At 27.3% G+C, this 14,976-nt stretch carries 9 protein-coding genes; 5 read left to right on the top strand and 4 right to left on the bottom strand.

Annotated elements, in window-relative coordinates; genetic code table 4:
• Positions 1-258: 258 nt before the first annotated feature.
• The 4 genes from ACWXVQ_RS02075 (at position 259) to ACWXVQ_RS02060 (ending at position 7,151) form a co-directional block, all read left to right on the top strand.
• Complete coding sequence (locus ACWXVQ_RS02075; RefSeq protein WP_456013443.1) at positions 259-1,725, top strand: type I restriction-modification system subunit M; 1,467 nt, start codon at positions 259-261, stop codon at positions 1,723-1,725.
• A gap of 84 nt (positions 1,726-1,809) precedes the next feature.
• On the top strand, positions 1,810-2,940 hold the full coding sequence (locus ACWXVQ_RS02070) for a hypothetical protein (RefSeq protein WP_456013441.1): 1,131 nt from the start codon (positions 1,810-1,812) through the stop codon (positions 2,938-2,940).
• On the top strand, positions 2,927-4,045 hold the full coding sequence (locus tag ACWXVQ_RS02065) for a restriction endonuclease subunit S (protein WP_456013440.1): 1,119 nt from the start codon (positions 2,927-2,929) through the stop codon (positions 4,043-4,045). Before ACWXVQ_RS02070 ends, ACWXVQ_RS02065 begins: the two co-directional genes overlap by 14 nt.
• A 7-nt stretch (positions 4,046-4,052) precedes the next feature.
• The gene (locus ACWXVQ_RS02060) at positions 4,053-7,151 is read left to right on the top strand and encodes an HsdR family type I site-specific deoxyribonuclease (RefSeq protein ID WP_456013438.1); all 3,099 of its coding nucleotides are present in this window, start codon (positions 4,053-4,055) and stop codon (positions 7,149-7,151) included.
• A 42-nt stretch (positions 7,152-7,193) separates the two neighbouring features.
• Here ACWXVQ_RS02060 and ACWXVQ_RS02055 read toward each other — a convergent pair whose 3' ends face one another.
• From ACWXVQ_RS02055 to rpsB, 4 genes are all read right to left on the bottom strand, one after another.
• Positions 7,194-8,117, bottom strand: a complete 924-nt coding sequence (locus tag ACWXVQ_RS02055; protein ID WP_456011960.1) for a site-specific integrase — start codon at positions 8,115-8,117, stop codon at positions 7,194-7,196.
• Positions 8,086-8,568 carry a restriction endonuclease subunit S gene (locus tag ACWXVQ_RS02050; protein ID WP_456013436.1) on the bottom strand — a complete coding sequence of 161 codons (483 nt, stop codon included), beginning with the start codon at positions 8,566-8,568 and terminating at the stop codon, positions 8,086-8,088. The genes ACWXVQ_RS02055 and ACWXVQ_RS02050 overlap by 32 nt, the downstream gene beginning before the upstream one ends.
• A gap of 187 nt (positions 8,569-8,755) precedes the next feature.
• Positions 8,756-9,634: a translation elongation factor Ts gene (gene tsf / locus ACWXVQ_RS02045; RefSeq protein WP_444705000.1), complete on the bottom strand. Its 879-nt coding sequence runs from the start codon at positions 9,632-9,634 to the stop codon at positions 8,756-8,758.
• 29 nt (positions 9,635-9,663) lie between these two features.
• Entirely contained in the window at positions 9,664-10,551 is an 888-nt protein-coding gene (rpsB, locus tag ACWXVQ_RS02040; RefSeq protein WP_438340630.1) for a 30S ribosomal protein S2, read from the bottom strand.
• Positions 10,552-10,999: 448 nt separating this feature from the next.
• On the opposite strand from rpsB, the gene ACWXVQ_RS02035 reads away from it, so the two are divergent.
• Entirely contained in the window at positions 11,000-14,917 is a 3,918-nt protein-coding gene (locus ACWXVQ_RS02035; protein WP_456013434.1) for an MAG2960 family serine endopeptidase lipoprotein, read from the top strand.
• The last annotated feature ends 59 nt before the right edge of the window (positions 14,918-14,976 follow it).

Here is a 14,976-nt window from a genome sequence, read left to right as displayed (position 1 = left end):
ATATAAATTTATAAAATGATTCTAACTTAATTAATTCATTTATTTTTGAATCACAAAAACAATATTTAAATATTCCTAAAATTTAGGCTAAATTATATTAAGCTAACTTAGACATGCAACAAAAAAATTCTTTAACTTCTGTATTTAATTAATTAGTTAATTAGTATTAATCTTTTTTCAACCTTAGAGGAAGGCAAATTAACAAATAAGGCTATAATTTAATGTATAAATTTTATTCTTATTTTTAAGGAGCTGTATATGTCAAAAAATATTGAAAATAATCAAGACTTTATTAAAATGAGCAAGCAAAAGCTTGCTAATAAAATTTGGTCTGCTGCTAATGAACTAAGATCTCAATTAGATGTAACAGAATATGACAAAATTATTTTAGGTCTAATATTTTATAAATTCCTATCTTCGAAACAAACTGAAACACTAATAGATAAAAACGGTGATTATCAACTAGCTCAAAAAAGTGAAAAGAAAGACAACGACAATGAATCATGTTTATATATTGAGGACCTTACCAAAGGCAATAATCCTGACGAAATAGTTGACAGTTTAAAAAACAATTTAGGATACTATATACCATATGAATACTTATTTTCTTCATGGAATAAAAAGGAATTTCGCAACAAATTTGATAGAAACTATATTATTGAGTCTATCAATCATTTTAATAGTGAAATCGAAGTTATTAATGAACCTAATTCATTATACAAAAACATCTTTGATGAGTTTTATCTTTCAATTCAAAAGGTGAAAAATGAAGATAGCATCAAAAAGATAATTAGAATTATTGATGAAATTCCAATCAAAAAACAAGATTACGATGTTTTAGGTTTTATTTATCAATATTTAATTGGCGAATTTGCATCAACAGCTGGTAAAAAAGCTGGTGAGTTTTATACTCCACTTGAAGCAGGAATTTTAATGTCCGATATTATTTCATTTCACCTAAGCAAGTTTACATATAATAAAAATGATCTCATTAGAATTTATGACCCTACCGCCGGGTCTGGTTCCTTATTAATTAGAGTTGCTGAAAAATTCCAAAAACATATGAATGAATTACATCATGATATTAGAATTAAATATATTGCCCAAGAAATTCTACCAACCTCATTCAAAACATTAAGTATGAACTTAATTATGCATAATATTCCACCACAATTAATAAATATTAGAGAAGCTGATACATTGGAAGATGACTGGCCAACAGAAAGTAATGGTGACAAAAAAGTCAAAGCTATTGTAGCTAATCCGCCTTATTCACACCTTTGAAAACCCGAAAATAAGGTAAATGATCCAAGATTTCAATCTTATGGTATAGCACCAAAATCAAAAGCAGATTATGCCTTCTTATTGCATAGTTTATATCACTTAGACAAAGACGGAATAATGGCAATCGTTTTACCTCATGGCGTTTTATTTAGAGGGGGGTCCGAATATGAAATCAGAAAATCTTTAATCAAGAAACAAAAAATTGATACTATTATTGGTCTTCCTAATAACATGTTTATGGGTACAGGTATTGCAACCATAATTATGATTCTTAAAGAAAATAAAGCAACCGACGATTTTATGTTTGTTGACGGATCTAAACTTTTTTCAAAAGATGGAAATAAAAATAAACTAGATAGATCACATATTATTAAAATATCCGATGTTGTTAATAACCGAATTGAAAAAGAAGGATTTTCAAGAATTGTCTCACTAAAATAAATTGAAGATAATGATTATAATTTAAACATTTCAAGATATATTGATAATTATGATAAGGAAGAAATTCACGATTTATATTCAACTATGTATGGCGGTGTATCTGACCAAGAAATTTCAACTTTAGATTCGTTTTGAAATAAATTTATCGGTTTAAAGGAAAAACTTATTTCAAAAAGATCCGATGGGTATAATCTCTTAAATTTAAGAAATGAAGAATTAATAAATACAATAAAAAACGATAATTATGTAAAAGAATTTATTAACGAAAATAAGAATATCGCAATTTCAATTATTGAATTTATTAAAAATAATGTTCCATCATATCAAAGTATCAATGGTATTAATGTCTATAACTTTGAAAGCATTTTTGAAAAATTTATATTAAACATTAAGGATAATGCTTTTATTGAAAAATACGATATATATCAAATAGCAATAGAAAAATTCGAAATCATTAAGGAAGATATTGAAATAATTCAAAATTATCAAAATGATAATATTCCAATCTCTGAAATTATTCTTCAAGAAAAAAATGTCGAAAATAATAAAAACGGTAGTTTAGTTAATTGGGATGCTCGTTTAGTAAATAAAGAATCAATCATTAACAAGTTCTTTGCTGCTAGCTTAAATAAAAATGAAAAACTTAAATATGACATTGAATTAATAGAAAGTGAAATCAAGGAAACCTTTGATTCAATCGATGAAGAAGACAAAGATTTATTAGTATTTAAAGAAAATGGTTTTGATAATAAGGAATTATCAAAACAAGTTGCTATCTTAAAGAAAGACGAAAATGCCTTAGATAATATCGAATTATCCAAAAAGCTTCTTCATGTTCATAATTTAAATATGAAACTTAAGAATTTAAAAGACGAGCTAAAATCAAATGAATTCGAACTATTACATGATTCTCTTGAAAAATATAATTCATTAGATGAAGATACATTTTATGATCTCTTGTTTTACAAATGAACTAATAATATTTGTGAAAATATTGTTGAACTTGTTGATAAAATAATTGACTCATTTATCAATAAAATAGAAATATTATTCAATAAATACCAAAACACATTAAATGAAATAAACAATGAAATTAGTAAAAAAGAATCAGAATTAATCGAACTCCTTGCAGATTTAAAAGCAGATGATTATGATCAAAAGGCTATTAATGAATTAATTGCAATTCTAGGCGGTAATAAAAATGAGCAAAAATAATATGGTTCCATCAATAAGATTTAAGGAATTTACTAACGCTTGAGAACAGGAAAGGCTGGGGAATTTATTGAATTATATTAGGCCTGATAATTTTTATACAAAATATGATGAAATACCAGAATCTGGGAAAAATCCGGTTTTAACAGCTAATAAATCATTTATTTTAGGCTATTCAAATGAAGCAAATACTTTTGATAAGGAATGTATTATTTTTGATGATTTTACTCAAGATTTTAAATATGTTAATTTTCCTTTTTTAGTTAAATCGAGTGCTATTAAAATACTAATTAATAAAAATACAATGTTTGATGTTTACTCCTTATTTTTAATTATGTTAAGTGTAAAACTTGAAAATTTTGGGCATGCTAGACACTACATTAATTTTGTTCAAAATAAAAATATTATATTATGTGGTTTTCATGAAATGAAAAAGATAAGAGAAATTTTTAACAACATAAACACCCTCATCACCCTTCATCAGCGTAAGTTAAATGCCTTAGAAAATATCAAAAAAACCTTATTAGAAAAGATGTTTGCGGATGAAAAATCTGCTTTTCCATCAATAAGATTTAAGGAATTCACTAACGCTTGAGAACAGGAAAGGCTGGAGAATTTAACTAATATTAAATCTGGAGATTTTGTTATAAAGACGAAACAAAGCCCAGTTTTTAAATTTCCAGTTTATAATGGCGGCACTACATACACAGGGTTTTATAATAAATTTAATTTTTTAGGGCCTAAAGTTATTATGAGCTCAAGAGGTGCTGGGGCGGGTACTATTAATTATGTGAAATCAAACTTTTGAGCCGGAAATAGTGTATTTGTGTTAGATTTTACAAAAGATAAAATGGTTAATTTATTTTTCTCATACATATTATTAAAGAATTTAGAATTTAAAATGAGATCTATGATATCTTCAACAGGCATCCCCGCCTTATCTGTTAAAGATGTTTGTAAAATTAAATTATTCTTATGTAATTTGAATGAACAACAAAGGATTGGTAATATTTTTTCATTAATAAACTCCCTCATCACCCTTCATCAGCGTAAGTTAAATGCCTTAGAAAATATCAAAAAAACCTTATTAGAAAAGATGTTTGTATAGGAGCAATATGTCAAAACTTAATTTTAACAATGAAAATTTCAAAAATGAAGCCGAATTCGAAGAGAATGTTGTAAAGCTTTTATTAGATAATGGTTGAAAAAATCAAGGTTTTGGTCAATTAAATATTGATAATGAATTAAATAATGTTAGCGAACATGATTTAAAGTTAAATTGATTGCGTATCTTAAACCATAACAATGTGGATAAACTTGACGGTAAACCAATCACTGAAAAAGAATTAGATCTATTAATAAATGAAATACAATCTCAACAAAATATTGCTCAAGTTAATAGAAACATTATAAAACCAAATCAAGGATTGCAATTAAAAAGAGAACAAAAAATAATCCCTTTAACCTTAATTCATAAGGAACAACTAAATAATGACGGTGGTAAAAATTATTTTCAAATTGCAAGACAAGTTACAATTAATAATGCTAATAACGACCAAAAAAGAAGCGATATTTTCTTATTAATAAATGGAATACCACTTATTCATATTGAATTAAAAGATAAAGATAAAAGTATTATTAATGCAAAAAATCAATTAATAAATTATAATGAAGCAACAAAAAGCATTTATAATGGTATCTTTAAATTCATTCATATAGTAGTTGCAATGAATCCACTAAAAATGGAATATTCGCCAAGAAATAGAGAATTAAAATTTATTAATTGGTATGATGAGACTAATAAAAATGAGATTAATAATTGAGTTGATGTCGTTAAAAACTTTTTATCTATTCCAATGTCATTAGAATTAATTTGTGACTACACTATTCCGGACGGCGATGAGCTAAAAATTTTAAGAAGTTACCAATACTATGCTGTTAAGAAAATTCTTGATAAAATTAGAAAAACGGATCTTTTTTTAGCAGAAAATGATGAACCTATTAAAGGGGGATTCATTTGACATGCTACAGGTTCAGGAAAAACCTTCACTAGCTTTAAGACTAGTTCATTAATAATTGAGCATAATCTTGCTGATTTAGTAATATTTGTAGCTGATAGAATTGAATTAGTGGATCAAACCTATAATGAGTTTGTAAAACATGATAAAAAGGTTACTGATGTTTCTAGTACAAGAGATTTACAAAATAAGACAAGAAAAAACGAAGATCAACCAATCATTGTAACTTCAATTCAGAAATTAGATCGTATAAATGAAGATCATAAAAATATTCTTGATAAAAAAAGAATTGTCTTAATCTTTGATGAAGCCCACCGTAGTACATTCGGCTCAATGATGAGCAAAATTAAAAATACCTTTAAGAAAAAAACCATAATTTTCGGTTTTACTGGAACCCCTATTTTTGATGAAACACCTAATACATATGATATTTTTGGCGAAAAATTACATAGCTATACTCTAGGGGATGCTATAGTACAAGAAAAGGTTCTAAAATTTAGTTGTAAATATAATATATTTGAAGATTTATATAAGTGAGCATTTAATTGCAATATTGAACATAATAAAAAATTTTGTACTGAAAAATTAAATTCCATTAAAAATGAAACATTAAAACAAGAGCTTCTTTCTTTAAAAAATGATGCTCCATACGAAGTTACTAAAAAATTAGAAGAATTTAATGAAAAATCAGATAATTTGGATAAACTAATTGAATTAGAAGATGAGATTAACTATATTTATGAAAGCGATTTATATAAAAATCTTGTAGTTGAAAGCATTTTAGACGATTGAAATAATTTGGCGAAATCTAATGGTTTTAAATATAATTTTTCTTCAATTTTGGCCACTTCAAGTATTGAAGATGCAATAAAATATTTCCGTATATTTAATAAACATATAAATGATCTTGATATAAAAGATGAAAAACGTAATTTTAAATTCACCGCTTTATTTACAAGATCATTAGATAGTGATGAGTCTCCACAAAAACTTGAAAAGCTTGAAGAAGCATTTAAAGAAATATATAAAAAATACGAACAAGACTTCGATTTTAAAATTATTAACCAAAATGATGAACACGAACTATTCAAAAAAGACATTTCGCAAAGACTAAAAAGAATCAATATGGATGAAGATGATGATTCAAAAACTATAAACTTGTTAATTGTAGTAAATCAGATGTTAACCGGCTTTGATTCAAAATATATTCAAACAGTATATTTTGATAAACAACAAGAATCACAAAATTTAGTCCAAAGTGTTTCGCGAACTAATAGAAAATATAATATTCATAAAGAATTTGGTAGAGCACATTTTTACAAATTTCCATATCACATGAAGAAAAATGTTGAGGATGCATTTAGAAAATATGCTTATGAGGATTTAACAATAATCACAGTTTCCGATACATCATCTATAGTAAAATATGCAAATGAAGAATATAAAGAAGTTGAAAAATTATTCAAAGAATTAGGCATTAACTGATTTGAAAATATTGAATCATTTGACACTGATGATATAAACAAAGTTAAAAATCTTAAAAAGGCTTATAATCATTTGTGCGAAATTAAACGCTTAATAAATTCATTAAACTTATTGAGTTTTAAATGAGAAGAAAATGAAAAATTGATGTCCTTTGATAAAGAAATATCCGAAAGAATTGATGTGAAAATATATGAAATTGATGTTATTTTAACCAATCTTAATTCATTAGCAACTTTTAATGATTCGGATGATGAGCTTAGATTTTATAATACTGAAATTCTAAAAGATATTCAAAACAATAAAAAGCAAGAACTTTATGATAAAAATTTTTTCACAAATCTTGAATTAGAATTAAGAACTTGCAAATCGATACCTCATGTTTTAAGCAAGTATTATATTAAAAATCCCGAATGAATTAAGGAATGATGTAATCTTCCCGATAATAATAAACCTAGTTTAAATGACTTTTGAAAACAAAAAAAACAAGAAGAACTACAAAAAAATCTTGATGAATTAGCGATATATGGACTCGAAAAAGAAAAAATTGAAGAATTCGTAAATAATTGCTATATAGATATTAAAGAAGACATTAATAAAAACAATAATTTTGAAGCTTATATTTGACCGCTTGTTAAATCCGCGGACGGCCCTAAATATAAGCTAAGACCCCTAATTATTGATCTTATAAAGCAATACAAGGAAAAAAAATAGAACCTATTTGGTTCTATTTTTTAGTGTGGGCATTGATATATTTTAGTTTAAACTCGATATTGAACGCATAACAACATCGATATCTTTATTCTCTAACTCGTTAATAATATGCAAATATATTCTCTCAGTTGTGTTCATACTAGAATGACCAAGCCTTTTAGCAACAGAAGCAATCGATACCCCGGCGTACAACAATAATGATGCATGAGTATGTCTTAAACCGTGAATAGTTATGATAGGAACATTTGCTGTTTTGCATCTTCTGCTAAGTGTATCATTAATAGTAGAATTATAAATTTTTTTCTTAAGGATAAATATAGGTTTATCACCGGGCAAGTCTTTAACAAGACTCGAGAACTGTGAAATAGTCATTCAATCTAATGGAATTTTTCTAACCGAAGTTTTATTTTTGGTAGGTAAAAAACCACCATTTTCTTTATAATTTCATGTCTTAGTTATATTCAATGTTTGTTTTGAAAAATCAAAGTCTTCCGGCGTGATTGCTATAGCTTCCGAAAACCGCAAGCCAGTTTTCGCTATTAAAAGCAACAATCAATCACAATTAATTTTTTCGTTTAATTTCAAGGTTTTTAGGAGCAATTGAAGCTCAAATTGACTTAAAAACTTCTGCGCTTTCTTTTTAGGTGGTTTACCCTTTATAACAACCTTTCTAGTAGGATCATTATCTATTAAACCTTCATCAAATGCATCTAATAATGCGCTTTTTAAATGGTGGTGAAAATCCATTGTTGTTTGTTTTTCATGATAAGTAGCATAATCATTCAATATTTTTTGGTATTCCATTCTATCTATATCGCACAATCTTAACTCAGGCACCAATTTAATTATTCAATCTAATGATAACTCGTATTTTTTAAAACTAACGTTTCTTATAGAACCTTTTTTATATACAAAAATTCAATTTTGAAAATATTTATAAAATAAAATTTCTGATTTTTTTCTCATCTCTCCCCCAATTATGCCCACGCTGATGAAGGGTGATGAGGGAGTTTATAGAAACAAATAATATAGCGATTGCTTTTTGTTCATCGTAACTTGTTCGAAAAATATCAACGGCTTTTAAAGATGTTGAAGTAATTGTTGGTATAGACGAATTTGAGCCTAATTCCATAATTCTTTTTTCATTCTTCTTCAACAAATTAAATAGAAAATAAGAGTTAATATTTTCTTTGAGATCTAATGAAAAACACTTATCATTAAGATAAAATTTTTCAGAAATGAAAGATACATATCCACATTTGCCAGCTCTTGCTATTGTAATAGTATTCTCCATTCTATTATATTTAGAATAATAACCCATAACATCGATTCCACCTGAGACAATTGGAAAACCTTTGCTTAGTGATTGAGAAATAGTAATACCTTTACCAGTTGAAAAATTAGAAATTTTCCCCAACCTTTCCTGTTCTCAAGCGTAATGCTAAAGATAAAAAATAAGGTGTTAAAGTTCTCCAAAATGTGTTTATCTAAAGATAATAAACCTAAGTTTATAAAAGAACTCAAAGAATTGATCATAGATTGTCTTTCTAGTTTTAAATTAGCATAAAAAAACTACCACATAATTTGGTAGTTAATCTTAATTATTATTTAGCCATTTGTTCGGCAACTTCTGCGGCAAAGTCAACTGTTTTCTTTTCTATTCCTTCACCAACCTCATATCTTTTAGCACTAACTAAAGTCAAGTGAGAATCATTTAGATACTGTCCAACAGTTTTAGTATCTTCCATTACGAAGGGTTGATATAATAAAACACCTTTTTCGTTTAATTGTTTTCTTAGTAAACCTTCCTTAATAGATTGTTGAATCTTTTCAGGCTTATTTGCTAGAGCAGGTGATGCATCCAACATATCATGAATACCCTTTAACTCAACTGGACACAAACATTGTTCTGTTAAATAAGATGGGTTAAGAGCAGCAATATGCATCGATACATTTCTTAATGCTTCAGCATTCATACCCTTACCCATAATAATCGTTGCCACTCTATTATTAGCATGGGTATAACCGGCCACAATTTCGCCTTCCTTAGCAACATATTTTAGCGCTCTTCTTAATGTTATTTTTTCACCAATTTTTGCTGTTAATAAACTAGTTTGATCCTCGATTGAAACACCATCAATTTTAATTGCCTGTAATTCTTCATCACTGGTAAAATCATTTACCAACAATGATTCACCGATTTTATTTGCTAATTCAATAAATAATTCATTTTTAGAAACAAAATCTGTTTCAGAATTAAGTTCAAATATAACTGCAACGTTATCTTTAACAACAGCTCTAACGATACCTTCGGCTGCGATTCTTCCAGCTTTTTTAGCAGCCTTTAAAATTCCTCTTTCTTGTAATCAGTCGATTGATTTTTCAACATCATTGTCATTAGCCTCAAGCGCTTTTTTAACATCTAAAAATCCTAAATTCGTTCTTTCTCTTAATTCTTTAATTTTATTTAAATCGATTGACATATATACCCTTTCTTATACTTTGAGATAATTTATTTTTCCTCAGGTGTTTTCGAAGATTCTACTGGTTTATTAAATCTTCTTTCTCTCATTTCTCTCATTTCGCTTGTTCTAGGATCTTCTGGTAAAACAATTTCCTCATTAGTTTTATAAGCAAATAATTGAGAACCACCTCTAGCAGAAGCAATAGCATCAGCTAAAATTGTAATAATTAAAGTTAATGATTTTGCCGAGTCATCGTTTGCTGGAATAACAAAATCTACTAAATCTGGATTTGAATTTGTATCATGAATTGCAAAAACTTTTAAACCTTTTCTCTTTGCTTCTCTAATAGCAATTTCATCTTCAACAGGTGAAGCAACAATCATAACTTGTGGCATCTGCGCCTTGTTAGCTAGTTTTCTAATACCACCAAGGTTCTTTTGTAACTTAGCAATCTTCTTATCGTTTAGAAGACCTTCTTTTTTAGTATATCCTTGATATCCATTTTTTTGCAAAGCTTCTAATCTATCAAGTTCCTTAACGCTCTTAAAAATTGTTTGCGAATTTGTTAAAGTTCCGCCCAATCAACGTTCAGTAACATAAACTGAATTAGTTCTTGCTGCTGCTGCTTCAATAGCAGATTTAGCTTGTTTTTTAGTACCAACTCAAATAAATGAGATTGGTTTTTGAGCCATTTTATTTAATAGTTTGTATGCATATTCTAAAGTTTTTTGAGTTTTAGCAATATCGATAATATGTATACCTGATCTTTTTCCATAAATGTATTGTTTCATCTTTGGATTTCAACGGCTTACTCTATGACCAAAATATGTTCCTGCTTCTAATAATTTTTCTCTTGAAACAATAACGGGTTCGCTAGATACTGCAGTTTTTTGTTCAACTGGCTTTTGTTCAACTTGTTTTTGTTCTGTTGTCATTTTTTTAATCTCCTTTTTAAGATATAAATAAAAATAAGTTTGTTTTTTTCTCCCTATTGTTTCTAACAATCAACACCAAAAAAGGCACATGCGATTGAATTCACAATAGTGTTTGATAAATTAATTTTGTTTTTTCATAATCTATCGATACTTTTATAAAAAGTACTTTCAAATTTTAACACAATTTTAGTAAAAAAATAATAAGTTAGAAGACTGAAATTTATATGGTGGATTAATTATGTAAATGATTCAGTGCATACCAAAGGATTGACAAATATAAAAAAATAGAAATTTAAATTTGAATTTGATCAACAATAGGGCGTTTTGTTATGATAATTCAAAATTTTTTTGTATAAAAATACATTTCTTTTTTAGCTTAATAGAAGTAAAAATTAGGTATAATAAAAACACTTTTACACAAGATAAAAATTTAATATTGAGGTTTTTTATGCAAAAAAGCAAAAAGAAGAAGATTTTAATAGCAAGTATTTCCACTGTTTCAATGTTAGGTATTATAGGGGCTGCTGCAGGAATAGGATATGCTACTTTTTTAAAAAACAACAAACAGCAGCAAGAAACACAAGACTTAATCACGGCTGCTAAAAATTTAGTTGCAAACATAGTGAATGAGGATAGCAAAAGAGATTTTTTAAAACAAATTAATGATCCTAAATTTAGACAATATTCGCCTAAAAATTATGCTACTCTACAAATTATTTTAAAAAACATAAAAAAGCAGATAGAAGAAGATAGAGCATTTGTTTTATCAAAAATTAATCAATTAAAAAACAACGAAATAAAAAACAATCTTCTCAATCGTTTTCAAAATAACAATAATGCTGCAAACCTAAAAAATATTTTAGAAGAAACTAACAGACAATTAATATTGCAAGAAAAAACAAAAAGTTTGGAATTAGCTAAAATAGAACTAAATGCCTTGATAAAAGATTTAAGTAAGGATAAAAAAGAAAAATTTATCATCCAAATAAGTGAAGCCAAAACACTAGAAGAAATAAATCTAATTAAAAAAAATATTATTGATTTCCTATCAAAAATAAGTACTGAGGATCAACTATTAAAAAATAAAATAAATGCCCTAATCGAAAAAATTAATGCATCTGATATTTCTAACAATGATAAAGAAGAACTAACAAATAAAGCTAAATTAGCTACGAACAAAAATATCGAAGAAGTTTCAAAATTGCTAGATTTAGAAATAAACAAAGCAACTCTAAAACAAGAAGTGTTAATTTTGCTTAATAAACTTTCTAAAACAAAGCAAAAATACAAAGAATTAAAACAAAAATTTAGTAATAAAGACGCAAACGTCGACGATTTTAATGATATTAAAAATCAAGTTAATAGTTACTTAAATAAACTAAAATCCGATGTAGAAATATTGCTTGATTCCTTTCAAGATGATAATTTAAAAAAGCAATTAAAAACCGAATTAAGTAGTGCTGATAATGAAGAAAAAATATTAGATATTAAAGCAAAAATTCTTGCTCATCAAATGAAACCGGATGTGCAAAAATTATTAGAATTAATTTCAAGACTTTCTAGTAAAAATCCATTAAAAAAAGAGTTGTCAGACCAACTAAACCAACAAAATATTAATGCAAAAGAAATTGACAACATCATTAAAAAGTTAGATAATGAAATTCAAAAAATTTTAGACAAAACTGCTAAAAACATAGAAAAGCTTGATGGATCACCTAAATATAATGAATACCAAAATGAAATTAAAAAAGGCAATATAACTGAAGATGAGCTAGAACAAATTAGCAATGATGCCAATAGTATCTTTGGTGAATATAACCAAGAAGCAATTGCGTATGTAAATGCTCTTAACATTGAAATAACAATCAAAAACAAATTATCAACCTTAATTAAAACTTCTAAAAATATAAAAAATAGTGATTTTTATAAATCAAAAGCAAAACTATATAATGATATATCTTCAATTCATAACATTAATAAACAAGAAAAACTAAAAAATGAACTAGAAAAAATTTCTTTCGCAAATAATGATTATCGCGATCTTTTTGGCGAGTTATCACAAAAAATTGATAATGAAATAAACAAGCAAAATAATAATCCAAATGAAGCACCACAAATACCATCTCCAAACGTGCCGGATATAACCCCATCACCAGGCATAGATGTACCTGCTCCTAACTATGAAAAAATAAATGATAGTCAAGCATTACTTGCCGAAGCTCAAAAACAAATATCAACAGTAAATGAATTCTTTGAAAAAACAGATAATGATCCTGAATTGGTCGATGAACGCCATAAGCTTGCAATAGCATATACAAACTTAATAAAATATCGCGACCGCCAAAGAGATTACAATAATAACATCGATGAATTAAATGATGCCCTAAAAGAATTTAAAACACAGTTATATAATCTAAGCCAAAAATTTAAGAAGGTTATTAGAAACCATGAGCTTCAAAAACTTAATACCGATATAAACTCAACAACTAATAATTCTAAAACCGATTCACCAAAGCACAGTCTAGGATTTGATTTAATATTCAATAAATCTACACAAAAATTCAATGATGCCAATGCTATTGTCACCCAAACACCTTATTATAAAAAGAAACTTCAAGAATTTAAAAACTATCTAAAAACAGCGAATAACAACACCGGTTTAGATTTATCAAATAATCGCCTAGATCTTGGTTTTTTAAACTATCTTAAGGAAGTTGGCATATATGGAGAATATGGTGATAATGATGAACAAAAATGACGTCAATTCTTTAATGGGTACAATAAAGAACATATGATGAAAGCTTTGTTCCTTGACACTTTTGATACTATACCCAACAATTCTATCGAAATTAAACAAGATGAGAATATTGCTAATAAAATTAAGGGAATTATAAGAAATAACCCTTTTGGCTATCTTCCATCTAATCTAAGTCAGTTTCTTTATTATATCGACTTAGATACAATCAAAAAAATGATAGACTTTAATCAAGAAATTGAAGAAATAAAGGCTAAACATAATGATTTAAGTGGCGAAATAACATTATTATTTAAAACTAAATCTACACAATTTAGACATCTAACACTTAACACAAGCAATTCATTGCTAAGAAAAAATGATGATTTTTATCAATACATCTATGATAGGTCATTCTCACTAAATTATAAAGGTATTTATACAGTACGGCCACCCTTTGGAGGAAATCCTTCGCAGCGCTATACAAGTACTTCTGGAACAGCATGAATTGTAGATAGAATTGATAATAAAATAACAACCAATAAAAATGGTGGCGAAGAATATGAATTTTTAGTTGCAACCAATGCCCACGTTGCATCATTAACTCATATCTTTGACAAAAGTATTGTGTACAACAAAAATACAGATAAAAAAAATATTAATAACTTTGTTGGAAGACTAGACCCTAATTTTAATTTCAATAAGCATAACTATGAAACTGCGGATAATGGTGAAATTATTAATGATTATCAAAAATACTTTAAAAAACCGCTAAACACACATCAGGGTACTGATACAAAAAGTCAGTATTTAGATTGGATATACTACACTCCAAGATTTAGCTCGAAAGGATTAAGAGCAAATCGGGCTGTCACAAATTTCTTTGATGAACTCACAGATGCCAATAACCGCCTTGGGACAGTTAAAAATGGCGGAGCTGATTTTGCAATTCTTAAACTAAGATTCACTAAAAATAATATAAGAGATCTATTTCCTACCCTATATGAAATTTTAGACACACCAGCCGAAAAGGATTGATATATTGGTTTTGGTAATGAAACAAATAAGCAAAAGAATCACGAGAGCCCCATCCAAACTCATTTTGTGCTCGGTTTTCCAGATGTCGATGGAACAATTAAATTAAATGCTGCCAGATCACAAGGTGGCTATATTGAAACAAAAAACCGTGTTGTTGATAATGATAAAAATAACAAAGATAACTTTAATAGCTTATGGGTAAGATATAACGAAAAAGAAAACAAAGATTGAAATAGTATAGACAATAAATGAATGGACTATGAAAAACCATTTGGAAAAGCACCTGAACACGGAATGCCTAAAAATATTCTCCAACAGATGACAACACTATATCTTGACAATGAAAAGAACGAATCACTTGATAGCGGTTCAAGCGGTTCGATGGTAATAGATTCAAGATTTAATTTAATTGGAATTAATTTTATTCATATTGTCGAAAGTGACAATTCTGAAAACAGGGGTAACCAAATTATCTTGTTTAGAGGCGAAAGTGAATATGATCCAAAAGAATTTTCAGGTGATATAAAGCATGATTTCATAACAAAACTTGAAGTAGATAAGCTTAAAACTATTAAGCTAAACCCTAAAATTTAAATCAAAAAAATATCCCCAGCTTATTGCTGAGGATTTTTAATATATAAAATTCAATAATT

Source organism: Mycoplasma sp. 527, from assembly GCF_053851595.1.
This window is presented reverse-complemented; position numbering and strand designations above follow the sequence as displayed.